This window comes from Bacillus horti, assembly GCF_030813115.1.
GTDB classification, from domain to species: Bacteria; Bacillota; Bacilli; order Caldalkalibacillales; family JCM-10596; genus Bacillus_CH; species Bacillus_CH horti.
The window spans coordinates 243,804-269,391 of sequence record NZ_JAUSTY010000006.1 but is presented as its reverse complement, the minus strand read 5'-3'; the positions used below and the strand labels follow the sequence as shown (position 1 = coordinate 269,391).

Genomic DNA, 25,588 nt, shown 5'->3' with positions numbered 1-25,588 from the left:
GGAGAGAGGATGTATCGGACAGGGGATATAGCACGTTGGCTAGCTGATGGTCAAATTGAATACCTAGGACGTATAGACCATCAGGTGAAGATTCGTGGCTATAGGATTGAACTGGCTGAGATAGAAGCTCATTTACTAAAGCACTCGCAGGTTGGGGCAGTCGTCCTTACTGTTTATGTAAATGAACGACAAGAGCAGCAGCTTTGTGCCTATATCGTAAAAGAAGAGTTGAGCAAGGAGCCAACGGGGAAAGAGCTGAGAAAATATCTTAAATCACTAGTGCCTAGCTACATGGTTCCTGCTCACTTCATAATAATAGATCAGTTCCCATTAACTTCAAGTGGGAAAATAGACCGCAAAGCATTACCGGAACCAACAGAGCAGGTATTGAACGAGGGAATAGGCTATGCTCCACCTAGCAATGAACTAGAGCAGCTTTTGATAGAGCTATGGGAGGACGTTTTAGGTGTAGAAGGAATTGGAGTGCAACATGACTTTTTTGACCTCGGTGGAGATTCTATAAAAGGTATTCAGCTTAACTCAAGACTGCATACCAAAGGATATAGCGTTGAAATGAAGGAATTATTTCAGTATTCGACTATTGCTGAGCTTAACAATTATGTGAAGACACATACTCAGGAAATTAATCAAGAGCCTGTGACTGGAGATATGCCTCTTAGTCCCGTTCAGCACTGGTTCTTTAATCAGAGCTATACGGATCAGCATCATTTCAATCAATCTGTGATGCTGTATCATCCGTCAGGCTTTGAAGTAGAAAGCCTTCGAAAGGTATTAGATCAAATGCTGATACATCATGACGCTTTGAGAATGGTCTACCAACAATCAGATAGTGGAATTGCTCAAATTAATCGCGGGATACAGGATAAGCTTCACGATTTTGAAATGTTTGACCTATATGAAGAGGAGCATGTTGAGGAGCGAATTGAGGCATTAGCTAATGATATTCAAGGTACGATTCATCTGTATAAAGGACCGCTTGTTAAAGTAGGGCTATTCCGAACCAAGAATGGCGACCATCTATTGATTGCGATTCATCACCTTGTTGTAGATGGTGTTTCTTGGAGAATTTTACTTGAGGATATCTTCCGGGGCTACGCCCAGATACAAGCAGGAGAGGAGATCATGTTTCAAAGCAAAAGCCATTCCTTTAAAGAGTTCACGGAAAGGCTGCGCATGTATGCTAACAGTAAAAAAGCATTGAAGGAATTAAGCTATTGGCAGCAGCTTGAAAATGATGCTGGACCGCTTTTAATAGAAGAACCACAACATAAAACAGGTCGTAGAGAAAATAGTAAAAATACTAGACTTCACTTTTCTGAGCGTGAAACGGATATGCTGCTAAAGGAAATCCATCAAGCTTACAACACAGAAGTCAATGATGTATTACTAGTAGCACTAGGCCTAGCTTATAAAGAATGGAAGAAAACAGACAAAGTTCTAGTTCAGTTAGAGGGTCATGGTAGAGAAGAGATCTTAGAGGGGCTGGATGTGACTCGTACGGTGGGCTGGTTTACCTCAATGTATCCGGTGCTTTTAGATACAGAGCTTCCTTCCGCATTACCAAGGAATGAAGGCTTATCCTATGTTATTAAGAGGGTAAAGGATACTCTCCATAGGGTTCCAAACAAAGGTGTAGGTTATAGCATTCTGAAGCATTTAACGTCGAAAGAGCTTAAAGCAGGTGTAGAATTTACAGCATTGCCTAGCATTAGCTTTAATTATTTGGGTCAATTTGACCAATTCGACACACCATCAGGTCATGATGGTATTCAACTATCATCTTTATCGATGGGACACTCTATAAGTCCAGCTCTTGAGAGAAGCTTTTCTTTAGACTTTAGTGCTATGGTAACGGGAAAACAACTGGTTATGACCTTAAATTATAGTATAGAGGAGTACAGTGATGAGGAAATACAAGCATTTCTCCAACTTTATCGCTCCCATTTAGTAGCAATTATGGACTATTGTCTACAACAGGAGGAAGCCGAGCAGACAGTAAGTGATTTTAGCAACAAGGATCTGTCACTCGAAGACCTAGACAGTATCGCAGACATTGTAAACTCATTAGATTAGAATAGGTGGTGGTTGGACATGAGCAAGCAGAGTAAAATCCAAGATATTTATCCATTATCTCCGATGCAGGAAGGATTATTATTTCATGCACTCCTAGATAAAAAATCAAATGCCTATTTTGAACAATTCGTTTTTGACATTACAGATCGAAATATGGAGCTTTCTCTGATTGAAGAAAGCATAAACGAGGTCATCGCTCGGCACGAGGTGTTCAGAAGTCTCTTTATTGTAGACAAAGTTAAGCAGCCTCAACAGGTTGTTTTACGAGAGAGAAAGATAACTGTAGCTTATCAGGATATTACGGATATCGCTCAAGAGGAGAAGCTCTCTTTTATTCAACAATATAAATTGGAGGATAGAGAGAGAAGCTTCGATTTAGCAAAGGATGTTTTAACACGTCTAGCCGTAATCAAAACGGGAGATCATTCCTACACTTGGATTTGGAGCTATCACCACATCGTCATGGATGGTTGGTGCTTAAGTACAGTATTCAATGAATTAATGAGCATCTATGAGAGCAAGAAAAAAGGGCAATCGGTCCAATTAGAAAAAAATGTGCCGTATAGCCGCTATATACAATGGCTACAGGAGCAGGATCGTGATGAGGCGTTAACGTATTGGGAGAGCTATCTTTCAGGCTATAATGAGCAAGCCGCTTTGCCAAGGTGGAAAAATCATGCTCAGAGAGAGCGTTATGAACAGGGGCAATTTTCCTTTTATTTAAGTGAGGTCTTAACCTCACAGCTTATTCAGCTTGCAGCGAAGCAACACGTTACTCTTAATACTTTAGTGCAAACAGCCTGGGCTATCCTCCTACAGAAGTATAATCACACAGATGATGTGGTTTTTGGAGCTGTTGTCTCAGGAAGGCCTGCTTCCATTAAAGGTATTGAAAAGATGGTGGGTCTATTTATTAATACAATTCCTGTCCGAGTAAAGAGTGGGGAAGGGGCATTTACAGACTTGCTTAAGGAGGTTCAGCAAGGGGCTTTAGGAGCTGAGGAGCATAGCTTTGTTCCCTTATATGAGATTCAAAATAAAAGTATATTAAAGCAGCAGTTGTTTGACCATATTCTAGTTTTTGAGAATGTGCCTATTCAAAAAAGCTCAGCAGCTACAAGCACGGAACTCGAGGAGCTACAATTTCAGATCAATGATTTTGAAGCGTTTGAGCAGACGAGCTATGACTTTGATGTGACGATTGGCCCTAGTAAGGAGCTTTTTGTAAAATTTAGCTATAATTCTTTTATCCATGAAGCTAGCATGATCAAGCAGATTGCTAGTCATTTTCAGCACATTCTAGCTCAGGTCGCAGTAGACCCTCTAATCCAAATAGCTGATATTGACATCCTTACACCTTCTGAACGCAAAACGATAGATTCCTTCAATTATAAAAAAGCTGAGCTTCCTCAGCTTACCGTACACCAATTAATAGAGGAGCAGGCAATAAATAACCCTAATCAAACGGCTGTCTATTATAGGGATAAAAAAATCTCCTATCAAGAAATAAATAGAAAAGCAAATCAGATAGCCAGACATCTTAAAAAAATAGGGAGTCAGCATGAGGAATTAGTAGGGGTCTTAATGGATCGTTCTCCACAAATGCTAGAAGCAATTCTTGCTATTTGGAAGGCTGGAGGGGCTTATATCCCTATCGATCCTGAATACCCAACCTCAAGAATTCTAACGATTCTCGAGGAGTCTAACGCTCGCTTTGTCATAAGCTTCTCAAAGCACTGGAATTATTCCGAGGAAGAGATTTCTACTAAAGCTGTGCTCTTAGATCAATTGCAGGGAGATCTAGAGGAGGAGGGCTCAGGGAACCTTGATCTTGAGGCTTCCCAGCATGATCTTGCTTATGTCATTTATACATCAGGATCAACAGGGAAGCCAAAAGGCACAATGATTGAGCATCTGGGCATGCTGAACCATATCATAGCTGAAATCGACGAGCTTAAAATGAGTAAATCATCCGTATTGGCTCAAAATGCAAGTCATTGCTTCGATATTTCAGTATGGCAGTTCTTTGCTGCTTTAACGATAGGTGGCATCACAGCCATTTACCCAAATGACATCATTCAACAGCCTGCTCAATTTACTAATCAGATGATTGAAGATAAGGTCACAATCCTAGAGGTTGTACCTGCCTATTTAAGTGTCATGCTTGATTATATTGAGGAGAGTGGTGTAACACCAACAAATTTAGAGTACTTAATGATCACTGGAGAGACGGCAAAGCCAGCGATTGTTAAACGCTGGTTTGAAAGCTGCCCTACGATCAAAATGGTTAACGCCTATGGACCTGCCGAAGCAGCAGATGACATTACTCAGTATACGATGAGCGAGCCTCCGAAAACGGATATTATTCCAATTGGCTCTCCTTTGCAAAATCTAAGTATATACATTGTAAGTCCAGAGATGAAGCTACTCCCAATAGGAGCTATGGGAGAGATTTGTGTATCCGGTCTTGGTGTTGGACGTGGCTATCTCAATCAGCCTGATAAAACAAAAGACGTTTTCATGGAGGATCCATTTACTACTGAAAAAGGGGTTCGCTTATATAAAACAGGAGATTTAGGCAGATGGCTACCAGACGGAAGCATTGAATTTTTCGGTAGAAAGGATTATCAGGTTAAAATTCGAGGCTTTCGAATTGAGCTTGGTGAAATTGAAGCTACACTTGTGGAGCACGCTTTAGTCAATGAAGCTGTCGTGTTAGATTTGGAGGACGAGCAAGGGAACAAGTATTTAAGTGCTTATATAGATAGCAAAATGGAGCTAGAAGCAAGGGAAATAAAGGCTCATGTAGGTCAATATCTCCCAGAATATATGATTCCTTCTCACATCATGTTTTTAGAAAAACTCCCCCTTTCTCCGAATGGAAAGGTAGATCGAAAAGCGTTGCCGAAGCCTGAGCTTAGTTTAGCTTTAGAGGCGACATATGTGGCACCAAGAACGGAGCTGGAACAAGGATTGGTTCAAATCTGGAAGGATATTCTTGGAAGAGAAAAGGTGGGGATTGACGATTCCTTTTTTGAGCTAGGAGGTCATTCTCTAAAGGCGATGACTCTTTCTTCGAGAATACGCAGAGAGCTTGAAATGGAGCTCCCTCTACGTGAGGTTTTTAAGCAAGTAACGATTAGAGAGCAGAGCTTCTATCTAGGACATGGATCTCGTCAGGCATTTGCTAGCATTGAACCAGCCGCCAAACGAGTCTTTTATCCTCTATCTTCAGCACAAAAAAGAATGTACTTCTTACAGCAATGGGATCCGTCAGAAACGAGCTATAATATGCCTGGGATTACGTATATCCAGGTGAAGGAAGAGCTAAGGAAGGAGGATCTACAGACCGCCTTCCAGCAAATGATCGACAGACATGAGGCATTACGCACTTCCTTCCACTTAGTGGACGGACAGCCTATGCAACAAATTCATTCTACAGCACATTTTCAATTAGAGTGGAATGAGTTAGATTCGGACCTAGATCATGCACAGCAGAAAGCAAATGTTGATGCTATTGTTCAGGAGTTTATGCGTCCTTTTCAATTGGATGTAGCTCCTCTTCTTCGAGGAGGACTTATTCAATGTACTCCAACCACGTATGTTCTAATGCTAGACATGCCTCATATTGTATCCGATGGGGTAACCATGAATATATTTGTCGCTGAGTTTATGCAAGCGTATAGGGGAGAAAAGCTTCCGGAATTATCGATTCATTATAAGGATTATGCGGTTTGGCAAAATGAGCAGATCCAGCAGGAAGCTTTAAAGGCACAGGAGGATTATTGGCTAGAGGAATTAACCGGAGAGCTTCCAGTGCTAGAGCTTGCTACAGATTTTCCTCGGCCAGCAGTTAAAAGCTACGAGGGCGAAACGTTTGACTTTGAGCTTGATGAAGCCGTAAACGATAGGATACAGCAATTGTCTCTTGAAACGGGAGCAACATCCTTTATGATTCTACTAGCTGCCTTTAATGTTCTGCTTTATAAGTATACAGGACAAAAGGATTTCGTTGTGGGTACGCCTATAACAGGAAGATCTCATGCCGATCTTGAGCATGTATTTGGGATGTTTGTTAATACACTGGCTTTAAGAACAACCGTTGATCAAGAGCTTTCCTTTCATTCTTATCTAGACAGAGTTAGGGAGAAGACGTTAAAGGCCTTTGAAAATCAGGATGTGCAGTTTGAGACTTTAGTAGAAAGGCTTAATATTCCAAGAGAGATAAACAGAAATCCATTATTTGAAGCGATGTTTGTCATGCAAAATTTAGCTCAGAGCAGTGTTGCTGAGCAGGTGGATATGACGTTTTCTCCGTATGAATTGGACTACCAGCATGCTAAATTTGACGTGACCCTAACGGCCATTGAGGTCGAAAAATCACTACGCTTTACTTTGGAATATTGCACTGCGTTATTCAGTAAGGATACAATGCTGTGTCTGAGTAAGCACTATATTGAGCTGCTGACGCAGCTTGTTAGCCAACCAAACGTTCCATTAAAGAATGCTGATATGCTAACGAAAGAGGAAAAGCATGAGTTGCTTTCAACTGATGAGCCTGCAGCGAGCTTTCCAAGCGATAAAACGATTCATCAGCTTTTTGAAGAACGTGTCAACGAATTTCCTGACCGAATAGCTCTAAGGGATGGAGAATATCAAATGACTTATACAGAGCTAAATGAAACGGCAAACCGATTAGCTAATGTTTTAAGGCAAAATGGGGTTGGGAGAAAGCGAGATCAAATTGTTGCCCTAATGTCAGATCGTTCTATGGATATGATGATTGGGATATTGGCTATTTTAAAAGCAGGTGCGGCCTATCTCCCAATAGATCCTGACTATCCTGAAGAGAGAATCAGGTACATGCTGGAAGATAGCGGGGCAGAATGGTTAGTGACGAAAGAAGGACTTCAAGGAAATACAAAGCATTCATGCACTGTGATTGATCTAGATGCTAATTTTTCACCAGTGAATTTAGCTTCTGAATACGACGGGACTCTACCATCTGAGTTAGCTACGCCTTCAAGCTTAGCCTATATTATCTATACGTCTGGTACGACAGGAAAACCAAAGGGGACAATGATTGAGCATAGAAATGTTGTCCGCTTATTGTTTAACGATAGGTTTCAGTTTGATTTTAGTCATAAGGATGTTTGGACATTATTCCATTCTTACTGCTTTGATTTCTCAGTTTGGGAAATGTATGGAGCTCTACTCTATGGTGGAGAGCTTATTATCGTGCCAAAGGAAGTAGCGCAGGATACGAAAAGGTTTGCTCAGCTACTAATTGATTCCAAGGTAACTGTTTTGAATCAAACACCAACAGCCTTTTATCCGTTAGTTCAAGAGCTAGAGCAGCTTTCAGCCTCTCTATTTATTCGATATGTAATCTTTGGCGGTGAGGCGCTTAAACCGATTATGCTCCAGTCCTTCTATGAGCGTTATCCTCAAACGAAGCTAATTAATATGTATGGAATTACTGAAACAACGGTGCATGTCACATACAAGGACATTACTGAGTACGAAATCTCGCAGAATATAAGTAATATTGGAAAGCCAATTCCTACCTTAACAGCTTATGTGTTTGACCATAATCAGAAATTAGTACCAGCAGGAGTTATTGGAGAGCTTTATGTAGGAGGAGAAGGGGTAGCAAGAGGTTATTTAAACAAAGAGGAGCTAACAGCAGAACGATTTATTTCAAATCCTTATCGTCCGGAGGAAAGATTGTACAAGTCTGGAGACTTAGTTAAGCGGCTTGGCAATGGTGAGATGGAGTATTATGGGCGAATGGATCACCAGGTTAAGATCAGAGGACATCGGGTTGAGGTTGCTGAAGTCGAGGCGTTTCTTCTTAAACATCCAGCTGTACGGGATGCTATTGTTCTAGCTAGAACAGATAAGTATGGGGATCAGGAGCTTTGTGCCTATTTTGTTAGTCAAAAGGATGCTGTTGATTCTTCGTTTGGACGGACAGAATTAAGAGATTATATGCTCAACCAATTACCTAGCTATATGGTACCAGCTCATTTTATCCCATTAGATGATATTCCAATTACATCTAATGGAAAAGTGGATCGCAAGGCGCTACCATCGCCTCAGCAAGTGGTAAGTGAAGGTATGTATGTAGCTCCAAGAAATAGCAGTGAGCTGTCATTAGCCAAAATATGGGGTGAGGTTCTAGAGATTGGTCAGGTTGGTATTCATGATAACTTCTTTGAGATTGGTGGTCACTCGCTTAAGGCAATGACCCTAGTTGCTCATATTCATCGTGAATTAAATATTGAGCTTACATTACGTGAGATTTTCCAATATCCAACTGTTCGTCAGCTTGCTGAGGTTAGCCAAGCGAAAAGCAGGACAGCTTCCTTTCTTGCTATTGCACCAGCAGAGGATAAAGAATATTTTCCATTGTCAGCTGCGCAGAAGAGAATGTACTTTTTACAACAGCTAGATCCAACTGAAACGAGCTATAACATTCCTTCCGTAACCTATATTGATGGCAAGCTAGAAATAGATCAGCTAAATAGGATTTTAACTGATTTAATTAACCGACATGAAGCTCTTCGTACGTCCTTTCATATGCATGACGAGCATCCGGTACAGAAAATTCATCAGACATTCAGCTTAAGTATAGAGGAAATAGAGCTTCCTGTAGATGAGCTGAATGTAACCATTACAGAGAGGTTAGATGAGGCCATTGCCGCTTTTATTCGTCCATTTGACTTAAGTGATGCGCCATTAGTAAGAGTTGGTCTTATTAAATTAGAAGCAGAACGTCAAGTGCTCATGGTTGATTTACATCATATTATTTCAGATGGTGTAACGATGAAGCTTCTGGTGAATGAGTTTACTCGACTTTTACATGGGGAAGGCTTACCAGCAGTAAAATTACAATATAAGGACTATGTTCAATGGCAAAACGAACCCTCTCAAAAAAGCAGAATGCAGCAGCAGGAGGAGTACTGGCTTTCTATTTTCCAGGAAGAAGCTCCACTCTTACAGCTAGCAACTGATTTTCCGAGACCAGCAGTTAAAAGGTACGAGGGAGATACGTATTATTTTGAACTAGGGTCTGAGCTTTCACAGAAGATAAAATGGATCAGCATTGAATCAGGGACAACCTCAAATATGATTCTTCTAGCAGCTTACTATTTACTTCTGCATAAATATTCTGGGCAGGATGATCTAGTTATTGGGACTCCTGTTGCTGGGAGAACGCATGCAGATTTAGAAGAAGTATTTGGTATGTTTGTCAATACATTAGCGCTTAGATTACAGGTAGACGCTCAGCTCTCTGTTGCAGACTTTGTTCATAATGTGAAGCAAATACTGTTAGGAGCTATTGAGCACCAAGACTATCAATTTGAAGAATTAGTAGATCGTTTAAACATTTCTAGAGATTTTAGCCGTCATCCACTGTTTGATGTGATGTTTGTTATGGAGAATGGAGCTTCTGCTAAAGCAGGACAGGAGGCAGAGAGAACACAGTTTTCCTTTGAAGCGTATGAAAGTATGACTACCACCTCCAAATTTGACATGATTTTGACGGCTATTGAGACACAAGAGAAGTATGGCTTTGTGCTGGAATATGCTACAAGCTTGTTTACCGAGGAAACAATAGGGAGGCTTTCAAGCTGCTATACTTTCATTTTAGAGCAATTCGTTGAGTCTCAGCATACCCTTTTACAGGATATCTATCTTTTAAGGACTGAGAAACAGGTACAGCTTGCTTCTGATTTCAATCAAACACAGGTTGATTATCCTAAGGAAAAGACTATACAGCAGCTTTTTGAAGAGCAGGCGGAAAGAAGGCCTGATCAGATCGCACTTGTTAGTCAAGGGCGTAAGATGACTTACTTTGAACTAAATGAAAAAGCAAATCAGATTGCCTATCAGCTTATTCAGCAGGGAGTAGAGAAGGAAGAAAAAATTGGGTTAGTTGCTGAACGTTCTATTGAAATGATCGCAGGGGCCATTGGGATATTAAAGGCAGGGGCAGCGTATTTGACAATTGATCCGAACTATCCAGCTGAACGTATTCAATATATGCTTCAAGATTGTGCAGTCAAGATCATCTTGGTCAATGAAACAACTAATGAAACGGATGAAGCATCAAATGTAGCTTCTGCTGTAGCTTTAAATGATATAGTGGCTAGCTTAGAGCAGGATATCAAGATGATCTCTCTCAATGAATGGAAGGCATTCACAGATACAGCTACGAATCCACCTAGTAAGAACCATCACCGTGATTTAGCTTACGTGATGTACACCTCTGGTTCTACAGGAAAGCCTAAGGGTGTCATGATTGAGCACCAAAATGTGATACGACTTGTTAAACATACAAACTATGTCACGTTTTCAGAGGGAGATCGAATCCTCCAAACGGGCTCCACTGTATTTGATGCGAGTACCTTTGAGATATGGGGAGCATTATTAAATGGGCTCAGCCTTTATATCGTAGATGAAAATACCATTTTAAATGCTAGTGAACTAGGTCGGGCTATTTATGAAAATGATATTACATTAATGTGGTTAACCTCCCCACTCTTTAATCAGCTTGCTCAGGAAAAGGCAGATTTATTTTCTGGAGTTAAACAGCTGATTGTAGGCGGAGATGTCCTGTCCCAGGCCCATATTCAAATGGTACAAGAGGCATGTCCGGAGCTAACAATCATTAATGGATATGGTCCAACAGAGAACACTACGTTCTCCGTTTGCTATCGAATTGTGGATAAGATTGAGATAGATAAGCCAATACCAATCGGCTACCCTATTCATAATACGTATGCCTATATCATGGATGCTAACCATAATATCCAGCCTATTGGAGTTCCAGGAGAGCTTTGTCTGGGAGGAGATGGTGTAGGTCGTGGTTATCTAAATCGACCTGAGCTAACTCAGGAGAAGTTCGTCCAGGATCCTTATCTTGAAGGAGAAAAATTATATAAGACAGGTGATTTAGCACGCTGGCTTCCAGATGGTAGCATAGAATTTATGGGAAGAATGGATGAACAGGTTAAAATACGTGGATTTAGGGTTGAACTAGGCGAAATAGAAAGCCTATTAGTTCGTCATCCTTCTATAAGAGATGCGGTAGTGTTACCTGTTCATACAGACTCTATGGCTGTAAGCTTATGTGCCTATTTTGTTTTGAGAGAGAGCATTTCAGCTAACAAGCTTAAAGAGTATTTGGAAAAGGAGCTACCTGAATACATGATCCCTACCTATATGGTAGAGATTTCTCAAATACCTCTTACGGCAAATGGAAAGGTAAATAAAAAATCATTGCCTCAGCCTCAAGCAGGACATTTAGCGAGTAGCGATAGTTATATCGCTCCACGGAATGAAACGGAACAAAAGCTAGCCAATCTCTGGCAGGAGGTTTTGAATGTTGAGAAGGTAAGTATTGACCATTCGTTTTTTGCGGTAGGTGGACATTCATTAAAAGCGATGACTTTAGCTTCCATGATACAGCGTGATTTAAAAATGAGGATGCCGATTCGAAGTATTTTCCAGCATCCTACAATACGCCAGCAATATGAGTATTTGAAGCAAGCGAATCAACAAGAGGCCTATCAAATAAATACGGTTGGAAAAGAGAGCTTTTATCCTTTATCTTCTGCTCAGAAACGAATGTATTTCTTACAGCAGCTTGAGCCTACAAAAACGAGCTACAATGTCCCGGGGGTTACATTCATCGAAGGAGCTTTAGATGTAAAACGTTTGGAGGAGGCCTTCAATCAACTAATTCAAAGACATGAAATTTTGAGAACCTCCTTTCATATGAGTGATGGGGTACCGGTTCAAAGTATTCATGACAGTTGGACATTTACGATTGAAGAGCTGGATTTAGAGCTAGATGAGCATGCGGATGAAGGAACTAAAAAAGAAAAGCTTGAAGAGCATTTAGCTGGATTTGTACGTCCATTTGATTTAACTAAGGCTCCATTAGTACGAGTAGGCTTGCTGAGTCTTGAGCCTACATCACATTTTCTAATAGCTGATTTTCATCATATTATTTCAGACGGAGAATCTATCAAGATATTAGTAGATGAATGGTTAAGGCTGTATGATGGACAATCCTTAACAACAAAGCCTCTCCAATATAAGGATTATGCGGTGTGGCAAAATAATCAGCTTCATGGAGAAGCAATGAGCAGCCAGGAAGAGTATTGGTTAACTCAGTTCGCTAATGATATTCCTGTGTTAGAGCTACCAACTGATTTTGCACGTCCTAGAAGCAAAAGCTATGATGGAGCAACCTTAGGAGTTGAGCTATCACAGCAGCTTGTTCAAAAGCTTGATAAAGTGGTTGTTGAAACGGGTGCAACGCCTTATATGCTCTTATTATCTGCCTACTATATTCTACTGCATAAATATACTAGACAGGAGGATATTGTTATCGGATCACCGATAGCAGGGAGACAGCAAGTTGAGCTTGAGACCGTACTCGGAATGTTTGTTAACACGTTAGCTATTCGTACCCAAGTTAATGGAGAGGAAACTATACTTTCTTTTATTCAGAAGGTTAAGGATCATGCTCTACATGCCTTTGAAAATCAGGATTATCAGTTTGAAGAGCTGATTGACCGCTTGCAGGTTATTAGAGATAGCAGTCGTCATCCGTTGTTTGACGTGATGTTTTCCATGCAAAATGCTGGGCAAAGGAATGTTGCTCAAGAATCAGAAGTGGGGGATGAGTCAGACCACCAAGTTGTAGAGCAATCAGAAGGCCTAGTCGTTAAGCCGTATGATTTTGATGTGAAGGTTGCAAAATTTGACTTGATCTTAACGGCTATTTATCACGTTGGTCGTAAGCTGGAATTTTCCATTGAATACGCTACAGATCTGTTTAAGCAAGAAACGATTGAGAATATGGCGCAGCATTACTTATATATCCTTGAGCAAATGCTGACAGACCAAACTCTTCAAATTGATACGTTAGAGCTACATTCTGTAGATCAGCAGGAGGAAATCGTATTAAGCTTCAATCAAACGAAAGCACCATACCCAGATAAAAAAGCTATTCAAGAGCTATTTGAAGAGCAGGTTAAACGAAATCCAGAAAAGGTGGCTCTAGTCGTCCATGACCAGAGTCTGACTTATAAAGATTTAAATGCTAAAGCTAATCGTTCAGCTCACTCTCTTAGAAGCCGTGGTGTTAAGCCAGAGGAAGTGATTGGGGTTTTAACAGATCGTTCAGCAGAAATGATTGTAGGAATCCTAGGGATTTTGAAGGCTGGTGGAGCCTATCTCCCAATCGATGCAAGCTATCCCCACGAGCGTATAGATTATATGCTACGGGATAGTAAGGTAAGCTGGGTTCTATCTAAGAGAACGTTCGTGATTGATGAGGAGCTTCCTTGTACATTCATTTATATGGATGAGGAAGATAATTTTACAGAATTACATGATCGTGTTGAAGATGATAATCCAAGCCTAGTTAACTCCTCACAGGACCTAGCTTATGTGATGTATACATCTGGATCTACAGGTATGCCAAAAGGAGTTATGATTGAGCATAGGAATGTGAATAGACTTGTGAAAAATGTTAATTATGTTCAGTTTAATGAACATGATCGCATTTTACAGACAGGCTCCATTGCCTTTGATGCTTGTACGTTTGAAATCTGGGGTGCGCTACTTAATGGCTTAACCTTGTATGTTGTAGATGAGGATGTCATCCTCAATGTTAACAAATTAGAATCAGCTATAGCCGGATATGGTATTACAACGATGTGGCTCACAACTCCTTTATTTAATCAAATTGCACAGCAAAGACCTGATTTGTTTAAGTCGATCAAGCAGCTACTGATCGGAGGAGAAGTGGCTTCCGTTCGTCATATTCAGCGGGTTAAAGAAGTCTGTCCTGAGCTTAGCTTACTGAATTGCTATGGTCCAACAGAAAATACTACGTTCTCCTTAGCTTACCCGATTAAAGAGGTGACGAAAGGACAATCTATTCCAATCGGTACACCAATTAGCAATTCCACAGCCTATATCTTGGACAGGCAGCTCAGAAGTCAGCCTATCGGTGTCCCAGGTGAATTATGTGTCGGGGGAGATGGAGTAGGGAGAGGCTACGTAAACCAGGAGGAGCTAACCAAGGAGAGGTTTGTCCCAGATCCATATCAGGCTAATCAAATGATGTATAGAACAGGAGATTTAGCGAGGTGGCTGCCAGACGGTACATTTGAATTCTTAGGAAGAATGGATCAGCAGGTTAAAATCAGAGGATACCGTATTGAAACAGGAGAAATTGAAAGTAAGCTTATGCAGCATCCTCAGGTCAAAGATGCTGTTGTAGTGCCAGTTATCCTTGATGAGCAGGCTGAACTAACGGCTTATTATGTTGTCAAGGATCAGCTTGATCGTCTAGCTGTTAAGGAGTACCTTTCTAAGGAGCTACCTGATTATCTGCTTCCTAGCTATTACATGGAATTGGAAAGGTTGCCTCTCACTGCAAATGGAAAAGTGAATCGAAAGGCGCTACCGGTGCCACAAAAAATGAATAGAGAGCATAGCTATACGGCCCCACGAAATGCACTAGAGCAGAGTGTAGCAAACATTTGGCAAAGAATTCTAGGGACAGATAAGGTAGGTATAGACGATTCCTTCTTTGAGCTAGGAGGACATTCGTTAAAGGCTATGGCATTTGTATCGATTATACAGGACGAGCTTCAATTTGAAGTTCCAGTCCGTACCGTATTTCAGTACCCTACTGTAAGACAGCAGGTAGAATATATGCAAACGGCTAAGCAACAAGCACGATATTCAATAATCCCTACCGATGAGAGGGATTACTATCCATTGTCCTCTGCTCAAAAGAGAATGTATTTTCTTCAGCATTGGAGTCCTGCTGAAACAGCATATAATACTCCACTTATTGTGTATCTGGAGGGACAAGTTGATCAACGAAGATTAGAGGCTTCCTTCATCAAGATCATTGAACGGCATGAAGCGCTTAGGACTTCCTTCCATATGCTAGATCAAGGACCAGTTCAAAGAATTCATGATCAAGCTCATTTTGAAATTGAGCTGATAAAGCATGAGGAAGACGGAGATGAAGCTTCTAATAAGGAGAGGCTCAATAGAGTCGTACAGCAATTTATCCGTCCATTTCTATTAGATGAAGCACCATTAATTAGAGTTGGATTGACTGAGTTAAAACAAGATCGCTGGCTAATGCTTGTCGATATGCATCACATTATTTCAGATGCTGAAACCGTAAAGCTTTTCGCTCGCGAATTTACGCAAATCTATCAAGGAAATGATGTCTCTTCAGTCGCTTTACAGTATAAGGATTATGCCGTTTGGCAATCCCAGCAGCTAGAGAGCGATGTGATGAAGCAACAGGAACAGTACTGGCTATCCCGATTTGAAGATGAAATTCCAATCCTTAACTTACCAACGGACTATACACGTCCAGCTCTTCAAAAGCATGAAGGAGATTCTATGTCCTTTCACTTGAGGCCGGATTTAGTTCATAAGCTAAGGGAGCTTAGCATACGTACAGAAACAACAAGCTATATGGTATTTCTATCAGCCTACTATATTTTACTAAGTAGATATTCTGGGCAAGATGATATCGTTGTGGGCTCTCCGATAGCTGGCCGCCCTCATATTGCCCTAGAAAATGTGTTTGGAATGTTCGTCAATACGCTTGCTCTAAGAAGTAGAGTCTCTCCTACTCAAACGCTTGCTTCTGTTCTTAGGGATGTTAAAGACAACGTACTAGATGCTTTCGAAAATCAGGATTATCAATTTGAAGAGCTTGTTGAGCAGCTACATGTAACGAGAGATTTTTCTCGTAATCCATTGTTTGATGTGATGTTTGCTATGCATACGCTGGATAGCCTTGATGCTCAGAGTATGAGCAGTACTTCTTCACAAATGGGAGAGGAGCAGGAAGCAGTATTACGTGTAACGCCGTATGATTTTGATACGCAGCTTTCTAAATTTGATCTTACTCTTACTGGAATGGAGAGTAAGGAGGAAATCTCATTTACTTTGAATTTTGCCGCTCGTCTGTTCAAACGAGAAACGATGAAACAGTTTAGCTCTCATTTTATAGCCGTCCTTGAAGCCATGACGCTTAACCTAGATAAGAGTGTGCAGGACGTAGAGCTTTTATCAGCAAATGAAACAATCGAGCTAGTGGATACATTTAATAAGACTGCTCAAATGACTGATGAAGCAGAGCGGAGTAGCTATACATCAATCGTACACTGGTTTGAAGAAAACGCTTCTAAAGACCCTAGGAAGCTAGCTGTTAAAGCAGCTGGGCAGGAAATTAGCTACGGGGAGTTAAACAAAAAGGCTAACCAGCTCGCACATAGGCTAGTAAAGCTAGGAGTACAGCAAGGAGATGCTGTGGCCTTATTAACGGATCGATCTGTGGAGATGCTCATAGGGATTTTGGGTATTTTGAAGGCTGGGTCTGCGTACCTGCCGATCGCACCAGATTATCCAGAAGAAAGGATCCGTTATCTATTAACAGATAGCTCAGCAAGCTGCTTGGTCAGCAAAAAAGAGCTCTATTTGCTAGAGGATGAGGTAAGCAAAGTAGTTTATTTTGAGGATGTAGAGGAAGGGACTGAGAGCTCTGAGAACTTAGCTGTTTCTTACAAGGCTGATGATCTAGCGTATGTTATTTATACCTCAGGTACAACCGGATACCCTAAAGGAGTTATGGTTGAGCATCGGAATGTTCTTCACTTAATGAGTGGCTTAAAACATGACGTGTATGCTCAGTATAAGTCTACACTCCGTGTAGCGCTTCTTGCTCCCTATTATTTCGATGCTTCAGTTAAGCAGATTTTTGCAGCTCTATTATTTGGTCATAGTCTGCATATTGCTGATGAGGAAACTAGAATGAATAGCAGAAGGCTACTCCAATTTTATGCTGAAGAAGGCATTGATCTTTCGGATGGTACACCCATCCATGTGTCTCTTCTTACAGAAGCGATGGAGGAATTTAAAAAGGCTACCGGAGAAGACTGGGAGAAGGATCTTCCAAAGCTACATTTGCTAATTGGGGGGGAAGAGCTTTCCAGAGAACAAGTATTGCAGCTTTCACAGCTCTCTAACCAACAGCACATTAGTCTTACTAATGTGTATGGACCAACGGAGTGTACCGTTGATGCAACATTGTATCATGTGAATACCGATGCTTTACTAGGAGACCATAGCAATCGTCTTGTCAAGGCAACAATGCCTATTGGAAGACCTTTAAAAAATGTCCAGGTGTATGTCTTAGACAGTGAATTACGCTTAGTTCCTAAAGGGGTGATAGGTGAGTTATTTATTTCCGGAGATGGGGTGGCTAGAGGCTACCTTAATCGTAAGGAGCTTACAGATCAGATGTTTATTCCTAATCCGTTCAGGCCAGGACAAAGGATGTACCGTACAGGAGATTTGGTTCGTTGGAATAAGGAAGGAAATCTAGAATATGTGGGACGAAAGGATCAACAGGTAAAAATACGCGGATATAGGATTGAGGTAGCTGAGATAGAAATGCAGCTTTTAACGCATCCTCAAATTCAGGAAGCGGTTGTATTACCAGTTGACGAAAAAGGAAAAGGGCAGCAGCTAGCAGCGTATCTTGTGCTTTCAGAAGAGGGGCGTAAATTGGACTCTAGCTCAAACACAAACGTTACTCGTGTGTACAAAGAATATTTGGAATTAAAGCTGCCTCAATATATGATCCCAGCCTTCTATATTAGTCTAGACCATCTTCCAGTAACGGCTAATGGGAAGCTGGATCGAAAGGCACTCCCTGTACCAGATATGCTAGTGGAGTCCGATGTGCAATATGTAGCTCCACGAAATCAAATGGAGAGGAAATTAGTTGAGGTTTGGAAGGATCTATTTCATAGAGAACGAATTGGCATTGACGATCATTTCTTTGAAATAGGAGGGCACTCTTTAAAGGCTATGACCTATGCGTCATTACTGCATAAGGAATTAGAGGTGGATTACCCAATTCGCTCTGTCTTTCAATATCCAACGATTCGTCAGCAAGCTGAGCAGCTTGTGGAAGGGAGTCATCATACTTTCTACCGGATAGCAAAAGCTGATATACAGGAGGAGTATCCGCTATCCTCTGCACAGAAGCGAATGTTTTTCCTGCAGCAATGGAATCCTGCTGCAACTAGCTACAATATGCCGATTGTCATTGAACTACAAGGCAGGCTGGATAAACATAAATTTGAACAAGCCTTAAAGGAAATGATTCAAAGGCATGAAGTGTTAAGAACGTCGTTTCATGTTAGGGATGGTTCTCCAGTTCAAAGGATTCAGGAAACGGTGAGCTTTGAGGTGATCTATGCTCTTATAGAAAATCAGCGTTCAGATACCCAGCTAAAGCCTACGATTAATAAAATGCTCAAGGAATTTATACAGCCATTTGATCTTTCAAAAGCACCATTATTTAGAGTTCAGCTTGTGGAATATGGAGAGAATCAATATATATTAATGGTTGATTTTCATCATATTATTTCAGATGGAGAAACGGTCAAGCTCTTTTCTCAGGAGCTAGTAGCCCTATATCTCAATAGGGATATAGAGTCTGATCTTCTACAGTATAAGGATTATGCCGTGTGGCAGAACGAACAGCTTCAGAGTGAGCGGTTAAAGCAGCAAAGGGATTTCTGGCTCTCTATGTATGCTGATGAGGTTCCGATATTAGAGCTTCCTACTGATCATAGCAGACCTGTGATGAAGAGCTATGAGGGAGCAACGTTAAGCTTTGAGCTAGCGCCTCGTATATCACAGAAATTGAAGCAGGTATTAGTAGAAACAGAATCAACACCATATATGCTCATGCTAGCAGCGTACTACTTAATACTAAATAAATATTCGGGAGAAGAGGATATCGTCATTGGCTCGCCAATCGCTGGTCGTCCACATATTGATTTGAGCAAGGTGTTTGGTATGTTTGTTAATACGTTAGCGTTAAGAACACATATTCATTCAGATCAGAGTGTATTCTCCTTTATTCAACAGGTTAAGGAGCTAGCTTTGAGCTCATTTGAAAACCAAGACTATCAATTTGAAGAGCTAGTAGAAGAATTAAATATCAAGAGAGATTTTGGACGCCATCCACTTTTTGATGTGATGTTCACCTATCAGCATGTGGAGGCTAGAGCTACTGAGACAAATACAGAGGCTGGTAAAGGAGAATCAGCTCAAGCTGATCGCTTAGCTATTAAACCTTATCAATTTGATACGGAGCTTTCAAAATTTGATTTGACCCTTTCAGCGTCAATAGGAGCCGATCAATCCTATTTCTTTACGCTTGAATATGCCACCAGCTTATTTACTAAGGAAACGATGGAAAGGTTTGCCCAGCACTATATGTACATTCTTGAGCAAATAAGTGAAGCTAGCAGCCTTTTAGTAGAGGATCTGAAGTTGATTCCTCAGAAGGAGCAAGTTGACTTGGTGACTGCCTTTAATTTAGCTGAAACGGATTATCCTAAGGACAAGCTTTTACATCAACTATTTGAGGAGCAGGTTGATCACCGATCTACCCATCTAGCCCTTGTGGAAGGAGATCGAAAATTAACGTACAGCGAATTGAATGCTAGAGCAAATCATCTAGCCCATGTATTAAGGCAAAGAGGTATTCAGCCAGATACAATGGTAGGACTGATGATGGATCGCTCTATTGAATGGGTTGTAGGGATTCTTGCTATATTAAAAGCTGGAGGTGCTTATTTACCTATTGATTCTAGCTATCCTGAGGAACGAATTCGTTACATGTTAGAGGATAGTGGTGCTGCCTTTATTTTAACTAAGCAGGATATTATGCCTGCTGTTCCGGATAAAACTCTTGCTTTATGTGTGGAAGAAGTACTAGACGCCGAAAATAGGCAGATGCATACGACTAATCTTGAGCTAGTGAATCAGGTGCATGATCTTGCTTATATGATGTATACATCTGGTTCTACAGGAAGACCTAAGGGTGTAATGGTTGAGCATCAGAATGTGGTTCGTTTAGTCAAGAACACGAATTATCTTGAGCTAGAAAAAGAGGATAGAATGCTCCTAACGGGATCTCCAATCTTTGATGCTTCAACCTTTGAGCTTTGGACATCCTTATTGAACGGAATAACTTCCTACATTGTAGCTGAGGAAACTATTCTCCATGCAGAACGCTTTAGCGAAGCGCTGAGGAAGTATAGCATAACAACTTTGTGGCTAACCACCCCATTGTTTCATCAGCTCGCTCTGCAGAAGCCAGACATTTTTCAGCTTGTTAGAAGATTGCTAGTAGGGGGAGAGGTTTTAGCCCCTAATCATGTGAGACGAGTTTTGGAACTCTGTCCAAAGCTTGATATTGTGAACTGCTATGGTCCGACTGAGAACACTACTTTCTCTCTAACGTACCCTGTGCAAAATGTTGCGGAAAATCGTTCGATTCCTATTGGATATCCGATTAGTCATTCATCGGCGTATATCCTAGATCAGAAGGGGAATGTGCAGCCAATTGGTATTCCAGGTGAGCTTTGTGTAGGGGGAGACGGTATCGCTCGTGGATATAGGAATTTGCCAGAGCTAACAGAAGAAAAGTTTGTCGGTGATCCGTTTAGAGAAGGAAAGAGGATGTATCGAACAGGAGACTTGGCTCGTTGGCTTCCAGATGGCAGCATTGAATTTATGGGTAGAATAGATCAGCAGGTGAAAATAAGAGGTTATCGTATTGAGCTTGGAGAAATTGAAAGTCATCTATTAAAAATAGCTAGCCTTTCAGATGTAGTAGTGTTGTCTTTTGAAGCTCAGCATGAAGCGTATATGTGTGCCTATTATGTAACTGAAGAAGCGATTACTGTTCAAGAGATGAAGAAGGAGCTAGCTAAGGAATTACCTGCTTATATGATACCTAGCCATTTTGTTGAAGTAGAGCGAATTCCGTTATTAGTAAATGGAAAGGTAAATCGCAAAGCGTTACCACAGCCTATGGAAGAGGCAGAACAGGACCATTACATTGCTCCTAGGACAGCTATTGAACAGAAGCTGACCACAGTTTGGCAGGAGGTACTAGGTAGAGAACGAGTGGGTATTCATGATTCCTTCTTTGAGCTGGGTGGTCATTCTATAAAGGTTATGGCTCTAACTGCCACTATCCAAAGGGATCTAGAAATTGAATTGTCTATTCGGGCTGTCTTTGAAAATCCTACAATCTCTCAGCTTGGGGAGCATATTAGCGAGTCTGGGTATCAGTCCTACCAAGCGATTCCTCCAGCAGAGAAACAGGAGTTCTATCCGTTATCATCGGCTCAAAAACGGATGTATTTCTTACAGCAGTGGGATGCAGCAGAAACAGGCTATAATGTTCCATTAATCACTAGATTAGGTAGTGAAATTGATAAGGACAAGCTTGAGCATGCCTTTAAACAGATGATCGATCGACATGAATCTCTAAGGACGTCGTTCCATGTACAGGGACAGCAAACATGGCAGAGCATTCATGAAGAAGTAGAGTTTATTTTAGACTATGTCACAGTTAATAGCCAGCTTAGTCAAGAGGAGAGGAAAAAAAGAATAGAGGACTATATGAAGAGCTTTATTTCTCCGTTCGATTTAAGCAAAGCTCCGTTAATAAGAGCGAGCCTAATAAGGTATTCTGATGACGAACAGCTACTACTTGTTGATATGCATCATATCATTTCTGATGGTGAGACCGTAAAGCTGTTTACAGAGGAGCTAACAAGTCTGTACCTTGGAGAAGCCCTTTCACCTGTTGAACTACAGTACAAGGATTATGCTGTCTGGCAAAATAAACAGCTCCACAGTGAACAAATGGAGCAGCAAAAGCAATTTTGGCTTGATAGGTTTAAAAATGATGTGCCTGTCCTTGAGCTTCCAACAGACTATAAACGACCAACAGTGAAGAGCTACAAAGGAGACCGAATAAGCCTTGAAGCCGATCATGATCTAGCACTACAGATTAAAAAAGTGGCTCTAGCGACTGGAGCAACAGAATACATGATACTTCTTGCTGCCTATTATGTTTTGTTAAGCAAGTATTCAGGACAGGAGGAAATAGTCGTAGGTTCGCCAATTGCAGGACGTTCTCATATTCAGCTAAAGCGCATATTCGGAATGTTTGTTAATACTCTAGCGCTAAAGCAGGAAATCGATGGGCAGAAAACAATTGGAGCGTTCCTACAGGAAGTTAAGGAGGCTACATTGCTAGCCTTCGAGCATCAAGACTATCAATTTGAAGAGCTAGTAGAGCAGTTAGATGTACCAAGGGATTTCGGTCGTAATCCACTGTTTGATGTGATGTTCGCTATGCAAAATAGTGATGAAGTGGAAATCGATAGGTTTCCATATAGTGATAAACAGCATGGGGAAATAGATTTAAACGGTGCTGGCAACAACAGTCTTTTATCTGAAGAGCATTCCTTTACTGCCTCTGTCTCTAAATTTGATCTAGCACTGACGGCGGTACGCCATCATCAAAAGCTAAGCTTCACTTTTGAGTTTGCGACTAGCCTCTTTGCTAAAGATTCTGTTGAGAGGATGGGTCAGCATTATGTGAACATCTTAAAGCAGCTTTCAGAGGATTTAACAGTTCCTCTTCAAGAGATGGATCTTCTAAGTACAGCTGAAAAGCTTGAACAGCTACAGAATAATGGCGAAATCGTTCATCCTGAAGAGCTTTCGCGTGGTCCTATAGCAGCTAAATTGAAAGGTAAATCTCTTCATCAGCTATTTGAAGAGTGTGCTGAAGCTTATCCAGATCGAATAGCGGTGCAAGACCAAGCTGTCCAGCTTACTTATTATGAATTGAATAGAAGAGCAAACTGTCTAGCTCACGCTATAAGAGAGCGAGGTGTCGTTCCAGGAGCGGTGATAGCTTTAATGACAGAACGAACGGTGGAGATGATTGTTGGTATGCTTGGGATTCTTAAATCTGGAGCTGCGTATCTCCCAATTGATTTGCATTTACCTGTCGAGCGAATCCAATTTATCTTAAAGGATAGTGCTGCTGATTACATGGTAACTAAGCGAGCACTAGACAACCATTATTCAGATGAGGTTAAAAGCATCTATTTCGATGATTTAGAATTAAAAGCAGGGTCTGATGAGCTATACCCAGCTTTAAACTATGCGGATCATCTTGCGTATGTTATCTATACGTCGGGCACTACAGGCTACCCAAAAGGCGTTATGGTTGAGCATAATCAAGTGGTTCAATTAGTTGCTGGTCTACACCAGGAGGTTTATCAACAATATGAAGCTCCATTACATGTAGCCTTGCTTGCTCCATATTACTTTGATGCTTCTGTTCAGCAAATTTTTGCTAGTCTGTCGTTGGGGCATACACTGCACATTACGGACGAGGAGACAAGAATAAATGGACATAGATTATTAGAGTTTTATGGAGATCATAGGATAGATCTAAGTGATGGTACACCCGTTCATCTAAGGCTATTGGTTGATGCTTTGTATAAGCAATGGCAGGGTGAGGATGATGAAGGCTGGCAAGCTGTAACTTTACCACATTTACTTATAGGTGGAGAAAAGCTATCAACTGATCTAATTTTACAGCTCAAACAGCTTTACAGACACGGATCACTTCGAATGACTAACGTATATGGCCCAACAGAATGTACAGTTGACTCGACATTCTATCACATAAATGATTTGAGTGAGCTTCAATCAAAATCAGTGGTGCCTATAGGAAAGCCTTTCGAGCATGTGCAAGTATATGTTATGGATTCAGCGAATCGATTGCTTCCAAAGGGGGCAATGGGAGAACTAATGATAGCTGGTAGTGGTTTGGCTAGAGGCTATCTCAATCGAGCAGAGCTGACAGCACAATCATTCATCACGAATCCATACAAACCAGATGAAAGGATGTACCGTACGGGAGATTTAGTCAGGTGGACAAGGGATGGAAACCTAGAAATCATAGGACGAGCTGATCACCAAATTAAGTTGAGAGGCTACCGTATTGAATTAGGAGAAATTGAGGCTCAGCTCCAAAAGCATGATCTTGTCCGAGAAGCGATTGTCATAGCAAGAAATGAATCGAATGAAGACTCGCAGCTGTGTGCGTATGTTGTGCTAACAGATGTACTCCAACAGGAAACAAATGTAAAGCGAGAGATAAGGCAATTTCTTGAGTCAAGGCTTCCAAGCTACATGGTTCCAGCTTCAATTGTTGTTCTAGATCAATTACCAACTACGTCAAACGGAAAAATAGACAGAAAAGCACTTCCTGCTCCTGTTATAGATGAAGGGATGAAGGATTTATATGAGCGAGCTAGAACAGAGGTAGAGAAGGAGCTTGTTCAGATTTGGGAGGATTTGCTTGGAAGAAGTCAAATTGGTATAGATGATCATTTCTTTGAGATTGGTGGTCACTCCTTAAAGGCCATCCACCTATTATCTGAGATCACGAATAGGCTTCATGCTTCTGTTTCTATGCAAGCTCTTTTTGAACGGGCAACCATTCGTCAACTGGCACAGCTAATATCAAGCGACACGGTGATAGAGGCAAGTGAGCAGGAGAGCATCATTTCCCTAAAAACGGGAACGGAAACAGATAAAAACATTTATATGATTCATGGTGGGAACGGGGATATAGGTGGATATGTGCCTTTAGCATCGAGCCTTCCAAAAGAATTTGCTTCTTGGGGAATTCCTTTAAGAAAAATGGAAGGGTATGCCCCCCAGCTTTTACAAATAGAAGAGCTGGCTACACACTATATTCAGCAAATAAAGAAAAAGCAGCAACATGGTCCTTATCAACTAGTAGGCTGGAGCCTTGGAGGAACAATTGCCTTTGAGATGGCTAGACAGCTTGAGCAGGAAAATGAAAGAGTTGAATCTGTGACACTAATAGATTCATACCTATTCCATCAGGAAGGAAAAGACCTGCCCACCTTTAATCTTGAAGAGGAGAAGGAACTCGCTACTGAATGGCTTAGCGGTATGGATAACAATAAGTATAAGGCTTTTTATGAAAAAGAATTATCTACTATAAGCACGGTCTCAGAGCTTTGGGATTATGTACTTGAGAAATTATTGGAGAATCGTGAAGCAAGGCTTAGCTCTTTAAAAAGCATGATACCAGATGCCATGAAAGAGGCTATTCCAAACTTTAATCTAATTCGATCCAGAGAATTGCTCTATGTGATTCAAGCTCTAAGAAGTCTTAATAGAGCAAGAATGGAGTATGTACCTAGCAGTAAGATAAAAGCACCTATCTACTTCTTTAAAGCGTCTGAGTCCGCTTCCTATGAGGAGCAGGAGTGGGCAGCATATAGCATGTCGCAAAATATCGCTTACTTTACTATATCTGGTGACCATCATTCTATACTAAGTCAGCCTCATGTACAGGATTTAATTCCTATATACAAAAAAATAATAGAGAAATCAAATGCCTATATTTGAAATTGATTTAGATAGCTTTAGGTAGATGCGCTCCTGTAAAGCAAGTGTTTTGTTAAGCTACTTGTTTTGCAGGAGT

2 protein-coding genes are annotated in these 25,588 nt (G+C 41.0%); both read left to right on the top strand.

Translation table 11 applies throughout. The annotated features are described in order from the left end of the window. The coding region (locus tag J2S11_RS09380; RefSeq protein WP_307393908.1) for a condensation domain-containing protein at nt 1-2,094 on the top strand (2,094 nt) is incomplete at its 5' end. An 18-nt stretch (nt 2,095-2,112) separates the two neighbouring features. Next, nucleotides 2,113-25,512: a non-ribosomal peptide synthase/polyketide synthase gene (locus J2S11_RS09375; protein ID WP_307393904.1), complete on the top strand. Its 23,400-nt coding sequence runs from the start codon at nt 2,113-2,115 to the stop codon at nt 25,510-25,512. The last annotated feature ends 76 nt before the right edge of the window (nt 25,513-25,588 follow it).

Bases quoted from the DNA above. Each gene is read 5' to 3' on its own strand.
- J2S11_RS09375 (WP_307393904.1), top strand. From the start codon at position 2,113: ATGAGCAAGCAGAGTAAAATCCAAGATATTTATCCATTATCTCCGATG.